The following is a 21,893-nucleotide window of genomic DNA, read 5'->3' as shown; positions in this document are numbered from 1 at the left end:
GCTTTATTGTCGTACATTTTATTTTTAACTTGTGAGTGGATAGTGTTTTTTAAAACCGTCGGTAGCTTGTGCATATATATTTTATAACCTGAACAAGGGCAGGAGTCTGGGCATGTGTTAATGTATTTCTGATTACACAGGGCTTGAGATTTTATTTCTGTCATACTTGGGTTATTATTTATGACACTATCCCTCCAAAATGCAAGGAGGGTTTTTTTATGCTATTAATAGAGTGCAGCAATGTGAAAAAATATTTTAGTGATCGATTAATCCTGAATATAGAAAATCTGAAAATCTATTCGGAGGATAGAATAGGAATCGTAGGTGTAAACGGAGCCGGTAAAACTACCCTTGTCAATATTCTAAGCGGAAGACTTGAACCTGATGAAGGGTGGGTCAAGGTATATGGGGAGTATGGATATATTTCTCAACTGGAATCTGCTCAAAATAAAAGAATCCGTGGAGAAATGGCTTCAAAGCTGGATATACCAGAAAAATGGAATGAAAGCATGAGCGGGGGCGAGAAGAATCGGTTTAAACTGGCCGAGAGTTTGGAGAATGAAAAGCCCCTGATCTTTGCCGATGAGCCTACCAGCAATGTAGATATTGAAGGAATCAAAATCATGGAAAGCATGCTTGAAGAATTTAGAGGCGCTTTAGTGCTGATATCCCATGATAGAAGCTTTTTAGACAGGCTGTGCAATAAGATCATAGAAATAGAGAATGGTAAGATTAAAATTTATCATGGCAATTTTTCCGAGTATAAGATACAAAAAGATAAGGAGTTGGAAAGAGCTCATTTTGAATACGATCAGTATGTGAGAGAAAAAAGACGATTGGAGGGTGTCATCCAGGATACAAAGGAAAAAGTCAAGCAGATCCGTAAGACACCTAAGCGAATGGACAATTCAGAGGCTAGACTGCATAAGATGGGAAATCAGAAGGCAAAGGCCAATCTGGAAAAAGCAGTAAAAAGTGTAGAGACCAGGATTAAGCATCTGGAAGTAAAACAAAAACCCATAAAGCAGGAGAAAATGAAGCTGGATTTAGAAGGAATACATGTGCTTCACAGCAAGATCATCATAGAGGGGGAAAAGATCCAAAAAGCCTTTGGAGATAAGAAGATATTTAATAACGCGGAATTTAGCATTTATAATGGAGCCAAGGTAGCACTGATCGGGCCTAATGGATGTGGAAAAAGTACCCTGGTTAAGATGATCATGAATCATGATCCTTCCATAAGGATAGCGAGGGGTGCAAAAATCGGATACTTTAGCCAAGATTTAAATATCCTGGAAGAAAGCATGAGTATCCTTGAAAATGTAATGGGCAGCAGTATACATCCTGAATCTTATGGCAGAAGACTGCTGGCACGGCTGCTATTCAAAGGAGAGGATGTTTATAAAAAGGTGGGTGTATTAAGCGGCGGTGAACGGGTTAAGATATCCTTTGCCAAAATTCTCCTTCAGGATATGAATCTGCTCATATTAGACGAACCGACCAACTATATGGATATCTATTCCCTTGAGGCAGTAGAAGAAGCCCTTAGGGAATACGAGCGTACTTTACTATTTGTAACCCATGACAGGAGCCTTATAAATTCTGTTGCGGACCATATCATGACTATAGAGAATCAGGAATTAAAGATGTTTAAAGGCAGCTATCAGGAGTATTTGTTCAGAATGGATAAAGCTATAGATGATGACAGGGAAGGGGTAGAAAAGCAGATTCGTATATTGGAAAATCGTCTTTCGGAGGTTTTAGGAAAGCTGTCTATGCCTTCAAAGAAACATGATATAGTAGTATTAGATCAGGAATATTATGCAATACTGAAGGAGCTAAAGAGGATGAGAGAAAATCTGCAAAATTGTATGGGAACATAATGGGAGGATAAAAAATCAAAAGTAAAATTTTTAAGGGGGAATATGCATGATACAAAAAATTGAAGAACTATCTATGAATGCACTGCCTGCACTTTCAACAGTCTTCGTAGATGGATGGATTCTTAGATTTGCCAATGGCTATTCAAAACGAGCCAATTCTGTAAATCCCATTTATCCATGCAGCGTAAATCTTGAGAGTAACGTAGCAATCTGTGAGAGATTGTTCCAAGAGAATAACCTAGATACAGTTTTCAAGCTCACAGAACAGGAGGAAATCTATAAACTGGATGAATTGCTGAGTCAAAGGGGATATTCCTATGAGGCGAAAACCAATATCATGGTAAAAAATATATTAGGATTTAAAATACAAGAATCAGAAAAAGCCAATGCTTTTGTATATAGAGAACTTAGGGAGGACTGGTTTGAGGCCTTTATAACAATGAACAGAATTAATGTCCAGAATGCACAGACCTTACGGAGGATGCTGCAAAATATCATACCGGATACCTATTATGGATATGTCATGGAGAATGGCAGCATCACAGCTGTAGGACTGGGAGTCTCAGAAAGAGGTTATGTGGGGATGTACGATATCTGTGTGGAGGAAGATCGACGAAGACAGGGGCTAGGGACGAAAATCATGAACAATCTTATAGATGCGGCTCTCGAGGATGGGTGTACCTATTCCTATCTTCAGGTTGTGGATGCCAATGAACCTGCAAAAGCCCTCTATGAGAAGCTTGGTTATGAAAAGCTGTACAGTTATTGGTATAGGGTAAAAAAGAAGACAAAATAAAGCAGAAAAAGGAAGCAAAGGAGATTACACCATTGCTTCCTACTATAGTTTACGGCCAGAAGATTAGTAACCTTACTTCTTAAGCTTTAAACCTTTAACTTTTTTCGATGAATGATCAATACTACGGCCAGGATTAGGACCATACAAACCTGCATCGAAGGCTCATCTAATGTGATGGTAGGTGTAGCATCTGGATTGTTTAAAAGTCTTTCCTGAACCTCTAGCAGTTCCTTTTCCTGCTCTTGGGTTTCAACGACGATAAAAGCAGTTTGAGGTGTCAGTATCCTTGTTCTAAAGCTTGCCCTTACCAGCTCCAAAGAATTCCTCTCTCCCGATGAGGATGCCCGTCTTGACATAGCATCAAGGAGCAGGGCATCTTGATATAGATTGCCAGTAGAAGCAAAGGATCTTTTATCCATATCTGTCAACACCAGTTCACTTTTACCATTATCTGAAACATAAACTCCATGATAATCTAAAATAGGCTCTACCGTCGGTTTTGCCACCGTACCTTGCGGTCTGTTGTCTGCAAAAGAGTAGGGGGTCAGGGTAAGATTATGATTTAATCCATAATAATAGGCACTTTCAGGGAATTTGCCTGATAGCAGCTCTGTGTTTTGAGGGAAAACTGCCTTTGGCATGTTATCGGATACGGCAATAATGATGGGGAAGGTATCTATATCATTTTTATCCAAAATCCGATGCACTGCCATATTCAGGTTAAATCCGCCTTCTGCTCTATAAACTGCATTTTTTATATTCGAAAGGGGCTGTTCCTGAAGCTTATAGGATGCAAAGATTACCTTGGCATCGGTTATGCCATTGGCTTTCACATAGTCTTGAATTTGGCGGATGTGCCAGGCTACATTGCTGTTTTTAGAACTGTCGATTACGAAATAATATTTTGGTGCCCGCACAGCAGCTTGTAGAAGATTTTTTTGAGCAGCAGACAGCAAGACAGCACCCGCCACTTGGATTTCCTTTTGCTCAGCAGCTCCATTTAAAGCAATAGACTGATGATCTAAGGTTAAGGTAAAGGGCTCCCTGTGCATAATTTCAAATCCGGTTTCCCTGATTTCTTTAGGCCCAAAGGGGAAAACCCTGAGCTCCAAGATGTTTTTACCGATGTAATGGAGCAGCCCGGGATCACGCCGTGTGTTGACAATCTTTCGGTAGATAAATAAAGCAGCCCGGCGATCTGTAAGCAGCCCTTCTTTTCTTGTTCCCAGCACATCCAGGTAATAATCACTAATATAGGCTCCTTCCGGGAGTTTGAATTCTGTCTGATATTCTCCGTTTCCGGTGTCAGTGTAATTTTCCAGCTTTAAATGTATCCAGGATTTATAGACGCTGTTCTGCTCATCAAATCTTGTTTCGCTGCTTGCAGATAAAAGGCGGACTCGGTTGTCTACAATAGAGGGATCTGAAAGATTTGATTCTCCCAGGTTGTGGCCTGCGTCAAAAAAGAGATTTTCAAGCCTAAGGACACTGTCGTGGGAAATAATTTTGTTATCGAGAACCAAATGGGAATAAATGGAGGATAAAATCGGCGTATTTCCAGATGAAAAGCCAAATTCACCCCTTGTAACCTGCAGGCTGCCCTTAAGGTTTTTCAGGGTTCTTTTGAGTTTCGTCAGATTTACAGATTCATTGGCAGGGGTCTCCTGGTATTGGAGATATTGTGTTGCCGCAGAAAAATTTCCTTTATCCCCCATAAAGGCTGTACCCATGCTGAGCGGCAAAGTAATCATGCCGAGGGAGAAAATCGCAGCAAGGCGCTTCTTGTTCCACCATTGGGACAGGGTCTTCCATTCCTTCAATAAATGGTATCCCTGCAGCAAGGTTACCATTGCAGGCGTCAGGATCAGGACGCCCAGGCCATAAAAAATTAAGCCAATAAAACCCAGGGGCATGATAGGCAGGAAAACAATGAAAAAATACAATATATAAGAATAACCTATGGATTTAAGATAGAACAGCGCCAACCTAAGCTCTTTGTTTTTTACTGGAGGAATAAGGAGCAGCAGTCCGTTTATTGCCGCTATGATAAAGAAGAAGGGATGGCTAAAGTCTCCAAATAATCCGGCGGAGAAGCCATCATTTCCCATATCGGCAAAGCTTTGATTTAAGGCCAGCCCCGCCAAAGGAAAACAAAAAGCAATGACAAACAGAGCGATGGAATATTTTCTGCTTGGCTTTGCATCGGTAGTGATAGGTTCCTCATTGCGTTTCCAGATAAAGAAAAGCTTTACAATAAAAAACAGCATTACATAGGCACCGGCTACGATAAATGTGATCATAAACATATTGGAGTTCATACCGCCAATAAGATTTATCCCTATAAACCAAAGAAATGGAATGGCAATGAGGCCTAAAACATATTTTACTGCCTCATGGGCTGCTCCGGGGGTGGTAGTGTTATAAGCCGTTCCAACAATACCGTACAAAACAGAGAGCATATAGGACGCAATAAATACCAGCTTGGGGCTGACAAAGCCTTTCGGAGAGAAGGACTCCAGGGCATAAACAGCACCCCATATGATAAACAGGGTATATATAAAGGAAATAAGGAGGAATATCTTTGTTGGAAGGACTTCTTCCTTTCGTTTTGTATAAGCGTAAACAGATAAGCCGATGCCGGATAAAAGCATAAGAAGGATTGTCAGTAAAAATCCTTTTAAATATGCCAGGCCAAAGGAGAAATGGACATACCCTATGGCTGCAACCTGAGGCACGAGGACAAACAATGAGAGAAATAAGGGACTAAATAACTTTCTCATGATGATCACTCCTAAATAGTCTATTTAAAAGAGCATAACTGAGCATTAGCGCAAGGAAATACAGGGATATACCTATGCTAGAATGAAAGAGGGGAAATTTTGGGTGAGAAACCAGTGGAATCGACCCGATAATCCTAATACAGCTAATGAATATTCCGATGAGAATGGCTCCTGCCAAGCTGACCATGCACCACAGTACTTTTTGAAACCTTTTAAAGTGTTTAACAAACATACAGGCAGTCATCCCAAACAACATGACAATGAATTTAATGCCCATGCATTCGCGGCCAATCGCAAAGGTACCGTCTATAGAAGAATAACCGATGCCCTTCACATATAGCAAAGAGGTATTATAAAAAATCTCTGTTATTTTTGCGTGGGGATATAGGAAAACAGCGATTGTGTGATCTGGTAAGACCTTAACCCAGTAGGCTATGCTTATGGCAAGGAGGGCAGTAAAGCAGTAAAAAATAAGGTTTTGGATTTTATCCTTCATGTTTTGGGACCTCCACATACAGAATCAGAAAGGGGCAAAGGATACAAAGCATATAGAGTACCTTAAAAATCTGCTTATCCGTAGCATATCACTGTTGTTTTTATTTATCAATAGAGCCTATTTGCGAAATCATTAGCATTAGCTGATCCATACTTTGATATTCTCCCTATTTCTTTCAATAAGCACTGAAGGAGGTTATCCGGTTTTTTTATGATATAACACCAGTTTACAAGTGATGTAGTGATTTAAAAACAATTCCATAAAATAACAAAATCAGACACCTGAATCCTAGGAATACTAATCTTATGACAAACCAACACCCTAGGAGGCGTCTGATATGTTTAGTATATCCCAAGATTCATTTATTCAAACGATAGAGCAATATTTACTACAATACCGTTCACTTTTTAAAAAGCGGAGCTTTAATATTTTCCTTTGGCTAGTCTTTGCTATTATCTCTGTTGAAGAAGTTCGATCTATCCGCTTTCTACATGAAATTTTCATCAAAAAGTACGGTAGAAAAGTATTGAATTCACTATACTACCTTTTATCCTATGTCCATTTTCCTTCAGAAGAGCTAATAAAGGTTACCGTAGGTATTGGAATTGCCTTAATTCCTGATAATTTGAAGCATTCTACAGTTTTTCTAACGATTGTTGATACATTACAAACGAAATATAGTTTCAAAGGATCAGAAAATTTAGCCCTTCGTGTCTACGTCATCCGTTGGAATATGAAAGTCATATTCTACCAACATAAATTCTTTTGGGGATTTAGCAACTACATGGTTCGCAATAAACTAGCCATTGAAAGATATGTTAATCTTTTAGCTATAGGATTTACCCTTGTTTGTGTGCTGCCATTTTTAGATCAAAGGTTAAAAGCCTGGCAGTTTGAAAGTCCTCAAGCAATAAAGCGTGAAATATCAAGGCAGATTCATAAGGAATTAATTTTAGATAGTTTCGTATCTTCCCTCGAAAATAGCAAAATAGATGCTTCGATAGAGGAATCTGTTAAATGCTACTTGCAGGGAAAGAAGATTGCTTAGTCAAACTTGTAAACTAGTGTTATTTATATAAATTGGAGAATATTACTGTCAAGTAATGGGTTTTAATGTAGGGCAAAAGCAAAAATTAGAATATTATGCTATTTAGAGCAAAAAAATTTTGCAATAGCGCCAAATTATTTGGCGCTATTTACTTAAGTTTTTTCAAGGATTTTAAAGATAAATGAAATAGGTGCAAAAAAAAATGGCAGTTGCCTAACTTTGTTTTCTAAAGATTCTAAATAAAAAAACAACTGATTTTAATGCTTTGACAGGATTATAACAATCAAAAATGCAATGGCATGATTCTTGCAAAAAAATCTAGAAATAACCCTGTTATGGAATGGAATGATTCCATTTAATTGAATAATAAAATGTCAAATAACGGAGGTGAAAATAGGAGAATAATTACTCGCTTTAATTTAGAAAAAATCAGAAGGAGGTAATTGAATGGTACAAGAGACAAGCACAAAACCGGAAGTAAAAGCAAGACCCCTGCGTAAGGGCGTTTTCTGGCCATCTATTCTTGTAATTGGTGGCTCGGCAGTAATCGGACTTTTTAATAATGAATTATTAACTGAAATCGCAACCAATACTTTTTTATGGACATTAAGAACCTTTGGTTGGCTCTATCAAATTATTTCTATTATTGCATTAATCCTTATTGGTGTTTTAACTTTTTCTAAGCTTGGAAAAATCCGGTTCGGGGGAGCCGATGCAAAGCCAAAGTACTCCTTTGGAACTTGGTTTGCCATGGCACTTACCGGAGGTATTGCTACAGGGGTAATTACCTGGGGTGTAAATGAACCTATTGTTTACTTTGGTAATGTATGGGGAGAACTGTCCCAAACAGGCGTTACACCAGGCACAGTGACTGCAGCAATATTTGCCCTGGCCCGTGTATTCTTCAACTGGACCTTTATTCCTTACGCAATGTACTCATTATGCGGTCTTGTAGTGGCTTATATGTATTTCAACCGCAAAAAGCCCTTATCTGTTACATCTTCACTCATTCCATTATTTGGAGATAAAGTGACTGAAGGTGTATGGGCAGATGTAGTAGATACACTTGCACTTTTAGGTATAGCATTAGGATTATCCGCTTCTCTTGGTGCAGGGTTAACCTTGGTAAGCTCAGGTTTGGAAATGACTTATGGAATTCCGCAAAGTTCTTTTGTATGGCTGGCTTTAGCCGTAGTGATTACCGCTACCTTTACGGTTTCATCCCTGCTGGGAATTGATAAAGGAATCAAGTGGTGTTCCAGCTTGAACTCAAAGATATTTTATGTTCTTTTAGTTTTCTTATTCCTTGTTGGACCTACACTGTATATCCTAAGAATGACTACAGCAGGTATGGCGTATTGGCTGCAAAACTTCTGGATATGGGGATTGGATCCAATCGATATCGGCGGAGAGGCTCTGGTTATGTGGTGGACATTATATGACTGGGCGATCTGGATTGCCTACGCACCGCTGATGGGTATATTCCTTGCGATCATTTCTTATGGCAGAACAATTCGTGAATTTATGATTATCAACTGGATTATGCCATCTCTATTCAGTGTTATTTGGTTTGGTATCTGGGGTGGTACAGCAATTTACTGGCAAACAAACGGTACATTAGATTTAGTAGGTACAATTAACAGCAATGGGGCTGTTGCAGCTTTATGGGCTTTCCTGGGGCATATACCCTTTGGGGCCATTATCATCCCGATTGTAATGTTTACGCTGGTATTATCCTTCTCTACAGCGGCCGACTCCATCAATAGAACCGTTGCATCCCTTTGCACAAAAGGCATAGAGCATGATGAAGAGCCTGCTACATGGCAAAAACTGCTTTGGGGTATTTCTGTAGGTACCATTGCTTACTTAATGGTAGCATTTGCCGGCGGTTCTCAAGGGGTTAACGGAGTTAAATATCTTTCCGCTGCCGGCGGTTTTGTAGTACTTTTTGTATTTGTTCTTCAAGTAGCTTCTTGCATCAAAATGTTCTTCATTGATAAGGTTGAGGAATAAAATACCGGTATGAGGTGGTTAGGAAGAAGAGCCAATCTTCTTCCTATACCCTCTATAGGAGGAAAAAATGACTGAAAAGGATGATTATTTAAAGATTGCAGAGAACTATGAAATGCCTGAAGCCTTTCAACATCTTATCCCTCACATGTTTAGTGAAAAGGAAATCAAACTAATTGCCCTCATGGGAAAAAAAGAATTTACAGTTGCGCAACTGCAGAAATTAATAGACAAAAACATTAGCGGGGATAGCGGCTTATTCCTGCAGAATTGTTACAGAAGAGCTATCACAAAGAAAATTGAAAGAGAAGATAATCTCTTTTTTAAATTGGATCGATTCTACACCCGTCTATCCTATTTTGCCCAATATGAGCCAGATCATTGGCAAAGAATTTCTGAAGAGGACCGACAAAAGCTGGATCAGTGGTGTTTTGCCACTTACGTTGAGGATATAAGAGAAACCATTGAAAGAAAAATCCAAGGGGAGAAAATATCCCTTCATAATAGCAATCTAATGACTTTAGAAGAAGCACAGGAAACGATTGAAAATATGGACAGAGAAATCTATCTACAGCCTTGTAACTGCAGAGCAATTGCATTAAAATGCGATAAGCCTAAGAACACATGTATTCAGTTTGGGCATGAGATCAATACCCCCGCAGATAGAGGATGGGGAGAAAGATTGACCAAGGAAATGGCAAAGCAAATTCTAAAAGAGGCCAACAAAAATGGCCTGATCCATTCCGGTGAAGATGAGGCCCTGTGTAATTGTGACGGATGCTGCTGTTATCCTTTTAGAGCTGCTCAAGTACTTGGATCTAAAGATAAGTGGCCTAAGGCTGCTTATAGTATCTACTGGAACGAAGAAAAATGTATTCATTGCAGAAAATGTGTGAGCATTTGTAACTTTGGCGCATTTTATCTGGGAGAAGACAACAAAGTTCACTTTGATCGAGAAAAATGCTGGTCCTGTACTCTATGTGCAGAGCATTGTCCAAAAGACGCAATTATCTATTTAAGATAATACAGTTTGCTGAAATATAAATAACTTCCTTTAAGATTCAGAACAGCAAATATGACAGTCAAGGAAATATCGACTGGGAATTTAAGCAGTATAGGAGGAGGCATACTATTGACTAGAAAATTACGGGCACAAGAGATTCAAAAGGTTATTCTTGGGGGCCAGATTAGTATAGAGGAATTTATTGCAGTAGCTCGGCATGGTGCTATGGTGGAATTTTCAGATTCCTATATTACACGGGTAAAGAAAGCCCGCGACCTTGTAGAAAAGTGGACTGAAGAAGGTCGCGTCATGTACGGGGTTACTACCGGATTTGGAGCATTATGCACCCAATTTATATCAAAAGAAGAAACTGCAGAGCTGCAGCGGAATATTATTTTATCCCATGCGGTTTCTGTAGGAGAGCCTCTTGGGATTGAAGAAGTCAGAGGAACCATGCTGATGGTGCTGCTGAATGTAGGTCAAGGATATGCTGGTGCACGTATTGAAACCATGGAGCTGTACAGACAATTTCTTAATCGCGGCGTCACTCCCTTTGCGCCTAAGGAAGGTTCTGTAGGATACCTGAGCCCTGAAGCCCACATGGCTTTGGTCTTGATTGGAGAAGGAAAAGCTTATTATAAGGGAGAGCTTTTATCTTCTCAAGAAGCGCTAAGAAGGGCAGCTTTATCACCGATTGTACTTTCATCAAAAGAAGGACTAACACTGGTATCAGGAACCACTAGTGTAACGGCTATTGGTGCCTTAGCCCTTTACGATATGATCAATGCATCCATGACAGCAGATGTAATTGGGGCCATGACCCTAGAAGTACTTAAAGGAACGACAAAAGCCTTCAATGAACGTCTTATGCAGGTAAGGCCCCATGCAGATCAACAAAATACGGCTGCAAATGTCCGAAAAGTACTGGAGGATTCAAGCATTGCCAAACACTTTGAAGAGCATCGCCTGCAAGATGCATTATCTCTCCGGTGTATACCGCAGCTCCATGGTGCTGCAAAGAAAACACTGAAAGATGCACTAAAAACCATTGAGATAGAGATGAACGCCTGCTGCGACAATCCGATTATCTGGCCTGTGGGAGAGGATGGAGAAACGATTTCGGGGTGCAATGCAGATTCTTCCTATGTTGGTATCGAGATGGATTCGGCTTGCATCGCTGCCACAATGATAGCTAAAATGTCAGAACGAAGAAACAATCGATTGGTAGACGGAAATCTTTCTCCATACCCTTGGTTCCTGATCAAAAATCCAGGACTCAATTCCGGACTGATGATTCCACAGTATACCCAGGCTGGGCTGCTCAACGACATGAAGATTCTTTCTCATCCGGCCACCGTCGATGGAGTGCCCACCTGCGGCGGACAAGAGGATTATGTTGCAATGGGGTATAATGCCTCGAAAAAGGCAAGACAGATTGCAGAAAAGCTGGAGTTTATTTTGGCTATAGAGCTTTTATCCGTATTTCAGGCACACCAATTTATGGAGGATGGGCTTTACCCTGGATCAGCCTCCAAAGCCGTATTAGATGAGATCGCACAAAGTGTGCCAAAGATGGAAGAGGATCTATACCTCTATCCTCATATCAATCATTTGAGAGACTTGATTCATACAGGAAGGATTATAGATCTGGTAGAAGAAAAGATTGGAAGGCTGGTATAAAATGAAAGCAGAGATTGATATCAAAAAAATCTTTTTAACACCGCCGTCAACAATGTTTGAACGTGTAATACTCTTTCTTGTCATGGTGATTACCTTTATCCTCTTCTTTGGACCCCTGAGATTTTCTCAAATACCTCCCATAGAAGCAGCGTTAACGGCAGCATTGCCTGCCTTGACAGTTTCTTGGGGATGGATTGTATTTCTTCGGTCGATTTTCAGAAAAAGGGATTTTTGCAAAAAAATAAAATAACAAAATAAGAGTAGTCTCGGACAAGGGCTGCTCTTATTTGTCATAAACAATACTAGGGGGATTAACTATGTTTTTTAGACCTACCGTTATATTGAGTATATGCTTTATCTTAAATATTGCTTTCTTCATATCTACAGGAATGAATACGGGTTATTCTATACTTATATTTATAGCTGTTCAGACCTTGATCCTGCTGTCCTTATGGACGGATTACAGAGTGTCTAAGGGTGAATTAGGAAGGGATCATACATCAAGGATGATAGAGGATTTAATCAATGGAAATTTATATCATGCCGGTGCAAATAGATCCATCGGTCTTGAGGCAAGATTAAAGGAATTTGTAGATAATTTTAGGCATACCCTGTCAGATATATATGGAGTTGCAAGAACTGTTGACAGTACGGGGATACTATTGCAAGAAGATATCAATAATGTTTCAGAAGGGATGAGCAGCATATCCACTGCCATAAGCGAAATGGCAAGGGGAAATTCTGAGGTTGCAAGCTCTGTTACAAAAGCGTCAAACAATATGATGAAAACCCACGAATTTGTAATGGAGATAAAAGAACAAATAACTGGTATTAATGAAAACTCAAAAAATACTATGGATATGGTCAATATAGGAAACGCTGCTTTAAAGGCCCAGCGTGAAAAAATGAGTGAAAGTATAGAATCTATCCAGTATGTCAGCAGTGTAATCGGAAATCTTAAAAACATGGCGTCGGAAATCCATTCTATTGTAGATACGATTTCCAGCATCTCTTCGCAGACAAACCTATTGGCATTAAATGCAGCCATTGAGGCTGCACGGGCAGGGGAAGCAGGCAAGGGTTTTGCTGTAGTTGCACAGGAGATCAGAAAGCTGGCGGAAGAATCCAATGGCTCTGCCCAGAAGGTAAGGGATTTGATTCATAAAGTAAACACAGAGGTAGATGAATCTATAAAGGCAATAGATATCAATAATAAAACGATTATGGATCAGGAAATCTATCTAAAAAACACAGAAAAGGCTTTTTTCGATATAAACAATGCCATGCAGGTGGTTGAAGGGGATATTAAAGGAATCTTTAGCAGAATCAATGAACTTACTATCTTTAGTGAAACCGTAAGAGAAGAAATTGCAAATATTTCTGCTGTATGCCAACAGTCAGCAGCCAGCTCCGAGGAAATAAGTGCATCTATGCAGGAAAATACAAATTCCATTGAAGCTATAACAGAGAAGTTCAGCGAATTTACAAAGAAAATTCAGGTGATTTCCAAGCAGCTGGATCATTATAAATTTTTCAAGGTTGCTCACAATGAGTATACGGAATCCTATTTTCGGCTAGAGGCGCTAAAGGAAATCGTGAAGAGAAAGCATGGAATTGCAGTAGAAGGAATACTGGTGAATAACCAGGAGGTATGGAGGAGCGTGGCAGAGGGTAAGGCAGATGCCACCATCGTACCGTGGATGCCTAATTCCGATGCATATCTTGAAAAGAAATACGGCAATCAGCTGGAAAATTTAGGTGCAAACCTAAAAGGCTGCAAGATGGGCTTGGTAGTGCCTGCCTATGTAACCGTGGATAGTGTGGCTGAGTTAAAAAACCATGCCCATAGATTTAAGAACAAAATATATACCTTACAAAGGCGTACAGGCATAGGACAGCTGACGAGAGAAGTTTTGAAAACCTATAATCTCCATGATTTTGATGTGATCCATGATGAGGAAGAGGCAATGCTTCAATCATTAGATCAGGCTATTAAGAATCAAGAATGGATTATTATAACAGGCTGGCAGCCTCATTATAAATTTGGTGTATATGATTTGAAGTTTCTAGAAGATCCTAAAGGGGTATTCGGCAAGGAAGAATATTGTACAACTCTGGTAAAAAAGGGATTAAGAGAGGAAAATACTGAACTGTACCAGACCTTCAAAAATTTCGAGATAGATATGGATACGGTCAATAAAGCTCTGAGCGAAATATATAGGGGTGCGGATATCAGAAATACAGCATTAAAGTATGTAGATTCTTTGGTTAAACGAGCTTAATAGGGTGACATTTATTTGATGATTATTGAGCCAGTCTGAGGATTCTGCCTATAATTACCTTGCATGTGGAGCATAATGAAACAAACAATAAAAGCGAGGTGATATAATATGGATAAAAAGAAAAGAACAAGAGAAATTGACAGTAATTTTTTCAATGAGATGAATTATGAACTGGCAGGAGACATTGGTGCTATTGATAATGAAGACATGGTAAATCACAAAAAGCTGGTTACCGAAAAGACTTATAATAATCGGAAAGATATAAAGCAGTAAAGATGAATAATATACCACCTTGATGGATTAAGGTGGTATATTATTTTGATGTATAGATTTATATTGATTTTTCAGAAAAAATAATATATCATAACTATATCATAAGACGTCTGACAACAGTAGAATATATAAACTGATTATGCTTCAAAGGGGGTATTCATATGGAGGTAGTTACCTTCGGAGAGAGTATGGTGTTGTTTTACCCGGATGCTACAGGACCGCTGCGCTATGCTACCAGCTTTAGAAAAACCATAGCAGGTGCAGAGTCGAATGTTGCCATTGCTATGGCAAGACTGGGACATTCTGTAGGATGGTTTTCGAAGCTTGGAGAAGATGAATTTGGCCGCTATATACTATCCGTAATACGGGGAGAAGGTGTAGATGTTTCAAGAGTCTTAACAGATTCCAATAGAAATACGGGATTGTTATTTAAAGAACGCTTTGGTTTCTCCAACCCCAATATTTACTATTATCGAAAGGATTCTGCAGCCAGTCGTCTATCGCCAGAAGATCTAGATGCCTCTTATATTTCAAAGGCTAAAGTATTGCATATAACCGGGATAACCCCCGCTCTGTCAACGCCTGCGCAAGAAGCTGTTTTTGAGGCTATTCGTATAGCTAAGGAGAATAATGTAATTGTTTCCTTTGATCCGAACATCCGTCTAAAGCTTTGGGACATAGAGACTGCAAAGCCCGTACTATTGGAGATTGCCAGCAAAGCAGACATTTTACTGATAGGAGAGGACGAAGGAGAATTATTAGCGGGCACCAATGGGCCAGAGGAGCTGGCTAAAACATTTATGTCCATGGGATGTACCACAGTAGTAGTGAAGCTGGGGAAAAGGGGCTGCTATGTAGAAAATACTGATACGAAGGATTATATAGAAGGATATTTAATAGAAAAGGTAGAAGATACAGTAGGTGCAGGTGATGGCTTTGCAGCAGGATTTCTTTCAGGAATTCTGCGGGGACTGAGCCTGCAGGAAGCTGCTGAGTATGGGAATGGAGTGGGAGCCATGGCTACATTAGTGAGTGGAGACATGGAGGGATTCCCAACCTATAATCAACTCATGACTTTTATTGGAAAAAGGGGATATATTGACCGATAAGTAATACGGTTATCTAAAGAAAGCCACAGGTGAGATTACCTAGGGCTTTTTTGTTGTAAAACATTTAAAGGCATCACAAAAAAACCTAAAAAAATTTGTATAAATATTGACAAGCTGTGAAAAAGCAGGTAATATAAAATGGTGAAAATGATAACCATTATCAAACATTAAAAGATATCAACACAGTTCTTTTTATGAACACTGGATATGTTTTATAAAGGTAATGGAAAGAGAATAAGACAAAAGAAAAAATAACATTAAGGAGGTTTTTTATGAAAAAGTTTATTTCAGGATTGATTATCGGTTCTATGCTCATGACGGGTGCAGCTTATGCAGCAGGAGCGAAAATCGAAGTAACCTTTAAACCGTTAAAGTATTATGTGGATGGAGTAGAAAAGGTGCCGCCTGCAGACCAAGCGGGCTTCATTTACAAAGGCAGAACCTATGTGCCATTGGCTTTTGTGTCCGAATCCCTAGGCAAGGAAGTAAAGTGGGACGGAACTACCTCATCAATTTATATTGGTACGCAGCCAGCAAAGACGGAAAGCAAGACAAGCCAAAGCTATGAAAATGGAACCTATAGAGGTGCTTACATAGATGGCGGGTATATGCAAGTAGGTGTAGAATTCAAGCTGGAGGATAATATTATCAAGTCCATGGCCTTAAAGCATCTGGAATATAAGGGGATTAACTACTTGAAAGAAGAGGAAAACAAGACAGTCGTTGGTGTCCGTGGCCAATATCAGAAACTGGCAGATTACTTAGTAGGGAAAGATATTCGGGATAGCCTTTCTGATCTATATGATCCAGGTAAGATTGTGACAGAAAATGTGGATGCACTGACAGGTGCAACCCTGAGATCCGGTAAGATTATTTCCTCAGTTAGAGATGCTCTCAACAGAGGCGTCTATAAGTATTAAAGATACATAAGAAACTAAAAGACCCCAGTTGGCAGAGAATACCCTTCCAACTGGGGTCTTTTTAGTTTCGGCTAAGATTGATTTAAGGTATCTATGAATCCTCTCAAAGCGTCGGAAACAGGAACATTGGTGTATAATGGCGTTCTATAGGAATGGCTGCCATAGGGTCCCCTAATATAGAAATCTACATAAAGGGGTATTCTTTCATAGGTATATTGAGCGGTCTCGCTGATACTTAACAGCTCTTTAAGGATTTCTGGATCTTTTATTTCCACACTGTCGGGGGTATTTGACACTGCACCGTTTTTATCAAACTGCACCCTTGAGGGTTCTTTCCTCAATACAGCATATTCAATATCCTTAGGCAGCAGCACCAGATTCTCATAGTATCCCTTTTCCTCAAGCCACGCAGTCATAGATTCAAAGTCCTTACGGAAGCCATAATGGTAGAATTTATCCTTGTTATCTGTAATTTGTATATAAATAGAATCATTAGAGTAAGTAGTCATTTCCTCGTAGGTCATGGAACGAACCTCTTCCTGGAAAAGCGCCATAAATTCCCGCATTTCCGGGCTGTTTGCCAAAATCAGAGGCTTTTTAGAGGTGCGGTTATCGCTGATTTGAATCCACTTTATATCTTCCGATTTTTGCACAACAATCGGGTACCTTATTTTTTTGTATTCCATGGATTCATAGATTGGCTTCAGCAAAGAAGCATGCTGCTTCTCATTGACTGTATATTGGCGTACCTGGTATTTGCCATTCTTTAATATATATACGATATATGGGGAGGGGCCGCTCACCTTTTGTTTGGGATGCTGAATCAATTGACCATGGAGGGCCATAATGTTTTTAATGCTTTCAGGGTCACTGAAGAAGGAATTGGCTTCATGGTGCATATCTTTATATTTGGGGTCTGTAGCAGGATCTTCGCTGGTCCAGATATTGGAGTAATAACCAAAGTAGACCTTCTCTACTTCCTCAAACTGAGGCATGTGGCGGACGTAGCCGAAAACATCTGCATGGATACCAATAAGCAGTAGTGAAATAGCTGCTGCATATACAAGATAACCTTTGTAAGTATGCAAAACCCTAAAGGATTTTTGCATCAATATCTCTGCAATGCCATAGGCAATGAGAGAGCTTAAGAGGTATCCTACTAAAAATACAGGTAGAGAACCTCCGGAAATACTTCTAAAATATAACCCTCCCAGCAGCATTCCGCAAGTCGTTACCCCATATTTGAAGATTGGACGGAAGTAGGTAAAGGCAATAATCTCTCCGGCTGCTTCAAGTTTCCTCTTTTCATAGGCATAACCGGCGGCAGCCAAGAAAAACAAGATGGCAAAGAGATATCCCAGTAGATCTCCTATTGGCAGATAAGGTCTTGCTGCAGGATTGTTAAAGAGTACAAACCATGGCAGCTTATCGAAAAAAGGATCATAACCGTTGCTTCCGCTGAAGCCATACAGCCAGGCGGCAATATTATCCCGAAGAAGTACATAAAGGCCTAGGGGCAGCAGATGCAGGATGTAGTTGAAGGCAATGTGGGCTACGGAGTTGCCAGTAAACATTCCCACAAAGACAGCGACAGAGAAAAACAAGATATTAAATAGAGTAGTCAATCCCATCCACTGCAGTAGGTCTAACATGGAATAGTAGGCACCTATAGAAGTAAAGACTTTTAACAGGGTCATGGTTAGTCCGATGAAAAGGACTGGAGCCATGAGGAATAGGAAGCCTGACGCAAGCTGGTTTAAGTACAGGGTTTTTCGGTTGTAAGGAAGGCTATGGATTGTAGCCGTTGACTTGCTGGTCATTAAGTATCTAAAGAGCAGCACAGCCAAGGCTGTAGGCAGAACTGCCACCATGACCATTTGAAAGTCATTCCGACCGGAGAAAAAGTTCAGACAAGCATCCAATTGAACCCTTCTCCATTCGTTTTGAGGATCCGGCACATACATCATATATTGAAAAGGCACGGAAAGAAATAAGATGAATGTATATAAGGCGCCAACCCACCAAAATCGCTTGACATTGGCTTTTAATAATCCTTTGCTAAATAGTGATGTTTTGGATGTCATAACCCATACCCCCTAACTCATAAATGAAAATCTCCTCCAGGGTCAGAGGCAATAGATCCAGTATAACCGGATTGTGGTTTTGTACTTTAGTCAGCAATCTATCCCGTTCTCCCTTTACAATCATGAGCAGTACACTGCCGTTTTTTGATGCATGGAGAACCTCTTCATCAGAGAGAAAGTCCTTGGGGACTTCACCGGAAAAGGCGATCTGCAGCTTATGAATATCGGATTTGATATTGTCTAGCTCTCGTTCAACTACGATTTTACCATTGTGCAGAATGCCTACGTGATCACAAACGTCTTCCAATTCTCTAAGGTTGTGGGAAGATACCAGTACAGTGGTTTTGTATTCTGCCACATCCTGAAGAACCAGATTCCATACTTTTTTACGCATTACAGGATCTAGGCCGTCAACAGGCTCATCCAGAATCATCAACCGTGGAAGGGTGCATATGCTCAGCCAAAAGGCTACCTGTTTTTGCATACCCTTGGACAGACGGGTAACTCTTCTTTTGCTGTCTATAGGGAATACCTGCTTTAAAAGTTTATACCTTTCCCAGCTCCACTGAGGATATATGCTGGCGTAGAAGTCTGCCATTTCATCAATGGTATATTGAGAAAAAAAATACAAGTCATCGGATATGTATCCAATGGAAGACTTCATGTTAGGATTTTCATAGACTGGTTCCCCCTGAACCAGAACAGTACCGGAATCTTGGCGGTAGATGCCCATGAGATGCTTGATCAGTGTAGTTTTTCCCGCACCATTGGGACCCAGCAATCCATAAACAGATCCCTCTTTGACATGCAGGTCCAGACTGTCTAGTGCCTTAAAGTTACCGAAGTGTTTCGTTAGTCCTTTTACTTCAATCATTCGGCTCGGCTTCCCCCTTTTGATAAATAGTATCAATGCAGGCTATGATCTGCTCTTTCTGTATGTTTAGATACATGAGCTCTGCAGCAATTTTTTCCAGCTCTGTGATAAGTTCATTGCATCGGCTTTGATTTGCTGTATGATCCAGTGGTGTAACAAAGCTGCCTTTTCCACGGACAGAATAGATAAATCCCTCGGTTTCAAGATCTTTGTAGGATTTTTGTATGGTATTGGGATTGATGGTAAGGGATTGTGCCAATTCACGAACCGAGGGGATCTTCTCATTGGCCTTTAGAACCCCGTTGATCATCAGCAGTTTCATTTTTTCCTTGATTTGTTCATATAAAGGTCTTCGGTCTTTGAAGTCTAGCTGAAACATAGGCACCTCCTAACTGTATTACGATATATAATACACTTAATACAGTTGTATTATATATCCATATTTTTATCGTGTCAAGAATTTGCTTTGAATATATTTTTGCACAATAAAAGCAGCCGCAAGATTGCGGCTGCCTGATAGAGCCTAGTTTGAAATATTGTATTCCTGTAAAACCTCTTTTCCATAGAGTACAATAGGAAGATCATCCTTCTTGTATTTATCCAGGTGATTTTGATAATCCTCCTTTGTGGCGAAGGCAGATACGACTTCTAAAGGCTGCCCTTCCTTCCCTTTAAACAGGATATAAAGAATGTCTCCCTCGGCTGTCTTAGCATAGACGTCTCTAGATACATAGAAGCAATTTGTTTCTCCCTGATTCAAATCTACTTTTACCTGAAAAACAGAGTTGCTGTTGTTGACCTTTTCCACAATCTTCGCTTCCCTATAAAAATAAGCCTCTTTTGCAATTATAGCACCATCTGATACAAAATTCCGGCCCAGGGCACCTACCCCAAGGATAAAGACAATCAATATCATTCCAAGAATAAAAAACCTTTTATACATTTGATAACCTCCTCTCATTTTTTCATGCGCCTATTACATACTATTAGGACAGCTTAGAAGATATTCGTACTTTTGAGGGACTATGGAAATTAGCAAATATTGCACTTCATTGAATCCGTGTCATTCCAGGTATATAATTGTATTGATAATCATTTTATAAAGAGGATTGGTTCCATGTTAAAAAACTAAAAGATTTTATAGAAGAGCTTGCCAATACAGAAGTACCTCCGAATGTATACAACCAATATGCCTTTGGGTCAGAAGAAAATGCAATCAGAAGGAATAATCTGCTGATCTATTTGAATCAGATGAGTAAAATCAAGCCTTCTGTACTTCTTGTAGGAGAGGCACCGGGATATAAGGGCTGCAGGCTTACAGGGGTGCCTTTCACCAGTGAACATCTGTTGATGAACAATATGGCCGGTCTGAAGTTATTTGGGAAAGAGGCAGGATATGGTTTGGCAGTAGAAAAGGAGAAATTATTGAGGGAAGCTACAGCGACGATCATATGGGAAACCCTGCTGCAACACCATATTATCGCCCTTGCTTGGAATGCCTTTCCTTTTCATCCCCATAAAGAGGGGCACGAAGAAAGTAATAGAACGCCTTTAAAGGGGGAATTATTAATAGGAGAAAAGCCCCTTTTACGGATCATCGATCTATACAAGATAAAAAGGGTAGTCGCTGTAGGCGGCAAAGCAGAGCAAACCCTGGGTAAGCTGAATATACAATGCCATAAGGTAAGACATCCTGCCCAGGGGGGAAAGCGAGATTTTGTTGAAGGAATAAAGAAACTGAAAGAGAACTATCTGTATTAGGCGCTTTATTCGATATGGGAGGTGCATGATGGAAAGCTATCAATTTACTTATGATGAGAAAACCTACATCCTTAGCCAGGAGAACTGTAGTGGTCTGATTAATGACGAAACAGATCCGGTGAAAGGAATTGGAATCAAGGAGATTCTGGACCTATTAAAGGGGCAGGAGGAAGTGGATTTTGACATTGCCTATTATGGCGAGCCTTGTTCCAATTGCCTGGCGGGAAAAGCTGAAAAACTAAAATATTTTCCATTCTTAGAATATCATTTTTACCTTTTTACAAAAGCAGGAGAATATGTCACAAGCAGTATATCGAAGGACTATGAAGGTACTTCCTTTGATAAGCTGTTAAAGGAAAAAAAGGTTGATAATAGCTATATTGCAAATATCATTCTATGTACTAACTGCGGAGATTATACTATAGAAATTGAACAATGCGAGGTATAACGAATAGAAGCTCTGCTGCTTGATAGATCTGTACCATTGGGCGGCATTGTTTTAAATAGGTGTTCATTGGAAAAAGTAACCTTATCAGAGTTGCAGATCTGTAGCTTATAGTTTACCGTAGGGGCAGACCCATAGGCGTCAACTTAACCCATAATTTGTCATCCTGAGCGGAGTAAAACGGAGTCGAAGGATCTTTAAGCTAAATGATATATTCTGATAATCAAAAGTAATCTTGCTTATGTTCTATAAGATTCTTCGCTAACGCTCAGAATGACATGCTTCTAAGGTTTATTTGGAAATAATTGGATTAAACTGACGCCTATGGGGGCAGACCTACGTGTCTGCCCGCTTTTTCGGGACGACCCATGTGTCGTCCCCTACATTTATTTTTCATTGAAATATTTTCTATGTCTTATGAGGACACCATGGATATTTTGAAACCCTTT

At 39.9% G+C, this 21,893-nt stretch carries 19 protein-coding genes; 13 read left to right on the top strand and 6 right to left on the bottom strand.

The window, feature by feature from the left end; genetic code table 11:
* The first annotated feature begins 218 nt into the window (after window positions 1–218).
* Window positions 219–1,883 carry a ribosomal protection-like ABC-F family protein gene (gene abc-f, locus BUB56_RS12435; protein ID WP_110941641.1) on the top strand — a complete coding sequence of 555 codons (1,665 nt, stop codon included), beginning with the start codon at window positions 219–221 and terminating at the stop codon, window positions 1,881–1,883.
* A gap of 46 nt (window positions 1,884–1,929) precedes the next feature.
* Window positions 1,930–2,679, top strand: coding sequence for a GNAT family N-acetyltransferase (locus BUB56_RS12430; RefSeq protein ID WP_110941640.1), 750 nt, complete (start codon window positions 1,930–1,932; stop codon window positions 2,677–2,679).
* An 86-nt stretch (window positions 2,680–2,765) separates the two neighbouring features.
* Here BUB56_RS12430 and BUB56_RS12425 read toward each other — a convergent pair whose 3' ends face one another.
* Entirely contained in the window at window positions 2,766–5,459 is a 2,694-nt protein-coding gene (locus BUB56_RS12425) for an MSEP-CTERM sorting domain-containing protein (protein WP_110941639.1), read from the bottom strand.
* A complete protein-coding gene (gene xrtK, locus BUB56_RS12420) occupies window positions 5,443–5,955 on the bottom strand; it encodes an exosortase K (RefSeq protein ID WP_190014487.1) in 513 nt (170 codons plus the stop codon). The genes BUB56_RS12425 and xrtK overlap by 17 nt, the downstream gene beginning before the upstream one ends.
* Window positions 5,956–6,292: 337 nt before the next feature.
* Between xrtK and BUB56_RS12415 the strand changes: the two genes are divergently transcribed.
* From BUB56_RS12415 to BUB56_RS12380, 9 genes are all read left to right on the top strand, one after another.
* Window positions 6,293–7,003, top strand: coding sequence for a hypothetical protein (locus tag BUB56_RS12415; RefSeq protein WP_110941637.1), 711 nt, complete (start codon window positions 6,293–6,295; stop codon window positions 7,001–7,003).
* A 447-nt stretch (window positions 7,004–7,450) separates the two neighbouring features.
* Complete coding sequence (locus tag BUB56_RS12410; protein WP_110941636.1) at window positions 7,451–9,016, top strand: BCCT family transporter; 1,566 nt, start codon at window positions 7,451–7,453, stop codon at window positions 9,014–9,016.
* Window positions 9,017–9,083: 67 nt separating this feature from the next.
* A complete protein-coding gene (locus tag BUB56_RS12405) occupies window positions 9,084–10,037 on the top strand; it encodes a 4Fe-4S binding protein (protein WP_110941635.1) in 954 nt (317 codons plus the stop codon).
* Window positions 10,038–10,145: 108 nt separating this feature from the next.
* On the top strand, window positions 10,146–11,696 hold the full coding sequence (locus BUB56_RS12400; RefSeq protein WP_242946340.1) for an HAL/PAL/TAL family ammonia-lyase: 1,551 nt from the start codon (window positions 10,146–10,148) through the stop codon (window positions 11,694–11,696).
* 1 nt (window position 11,697) lies between these two features.
* A complete protein-coding gene (locus BUB56_RS12395) occupies window positions 11,698–11,946 on the top strand; it encodes a hypothetical protein (protein ID WP_110941633.1) in 249 nt (82 codons plus the stop codon).
* Between the two features lie 67 nt (window positions 11,947–12,013).
* A complete protein-coding gene (locus BUB56_RS12390; protein WP_110941632.1) occupies window positions 12,014–13,978 on the top strand; it encodes a glycine betaine ABC transporter substrate-binding protein in 1,965 nt (654 codons plus the stop codon).
* A gap of 108 nt (window positions 13,979–14,086) precedes the next feature.
* On the top strand, window positions 14,087–14,251 hold the full coding sequence (locus BUB56_RS19430; protein WP_190014485.1) for a hypothetical protein: 165 nt from the start codon (window positions 14,087–14,089) through the stop codon (window positions 14,249–14,251).
* A 161-nt stretch (window positions 14,252–14,412) separates the two neighbouring features.
* The gene (locus BUB56_RS12385; RefSeq protein ID WP_110941631.1) at window positions 14,413–15,360 is read left to right on the top strand and encodes a sugar kinase; all 948 of its coding nucleotides are present in this window, start codon (window positions 14,413–14,415) and stop codon (window positions 15,358–15,360) included.
* A 272-nt stretch (window positions 15,361–15,632) separates the two neighbouring features.
* Window positions 15,633–16,280, top strand: coding sequence for a copper amine oxidase N-terminal domain-containing protein (locus BUB56_RS12380; protein WP_110941630.1), 648 nt, complete (start codon window positions 15,633–15,635; stop codon window positions 16,278–16,280).
* Between the two features lie 71 nt (window positions 16,281–16,351).
* Here the strand turns inward: BUB56_RS12380 and BUB56_RS12375 are convergent, their stop codons facing one another.
* The 4 genes from BUB56_RS12375 to BUB56_RS12360 form a co-directional block, all read right to left on the bottom strand.
* The gene (locus BUB56_RS12375) at window positions 16,352–18,364 is read right to left on the bottom strand and encodes a DUF6449 domain-containing protein (RefSeq protein ID WP_110941629.1); all 2,013 of its coding nucleotides are present in this window, start codon (window positions 18,362–18,364) and stop codon (window positions 16,352–16,354) included.
* Window positions 18,339–19,238, bottom strand: coding sequence for an ABC transporter ATP-binding protein (locus tag BUB56_RS12370; protein ID WP_110941628.1), 900 nt, complete (start codon window positions 19,236–19,238; stop codon window positions 18,339–18,341). Before BUB56_RS12370 ends, BUB56_RS12375 begins: the two co-directional genes overlap by 26 nt.
* Window positions 19,231–19,617, bottom strand: a complete 387-nt coding sequence (locus BUB56_RS12365) for a GntR family transcriptional regulator (RefSeq protein ID WP_110941627.1) — start codon at window positions 19,615–19,617, stop codon at window positions 19,231–19,233. Before BUB56_RS12365 ends, BUB56_RS12370 begins: the two co-directional genes overlap by 8 nt.
* A 144-nt stretch (window positions 19,618–19,761) precedes the next feature.
* The gene (locus tag BUB56_RS12360) at window positions 19,762–20,181 is read right to left on the bottom strand and encodes a hypothetical protein (RefSeq protein WP_110941626.1); all 420 of its coding nucleotides are present in this window, start codon (window positions 20,179–20,181) and stop codon (window positions 19,762–19,764) included.
* A 308-nt stretch (window positions 20,182–20,489) separates the two neighbouring features.
* Here BUB56_RS12360 and BUB56_RS12355 point away from each other — a divergent pair, with 308 nt between their 5' ends.
* On the top strand, window positions 20,490–20,999 hold the full coding sequence (locus BUB56_RS12355; RefSeq protein WP_242946339.1) for a uracil-DNA glycosylase: 510 nt from the start codon (window positions 20,490–20,492) through the stop codon (window positions 20,997–20,999).
* Window positions 21,000–21,027: 28 nt separating this feature from the next.
* The gene (locus BUB56_RS12350) at window positions 21,028–21,447 is read left to right on the top strand and encodes a DUF3785 family protein (protein WP_110941624.1); all 420 of its coding nucleotides are present in this window, start codon (window positions 21,028–21,030) and stop codon (window positions 21,445–21,447) included.
* Window positions 21,448–21,893 lie beyond the last annotated feature (446 nt).

Origin of the sequence: Geosporobacter subterraneus DSM 17957 (assembly GCF_900142145.1) — a bacterium.
Classification (GTDB): Bacteria; Bacillota; Clostridia; order Peptostreptococcales; family Thermotaleaceae; genus Geosporobacter; species Geosporobacter subterraneus.
This window is presented reverse-complemented; position numbering and strand designations above follow the sequence as displayed.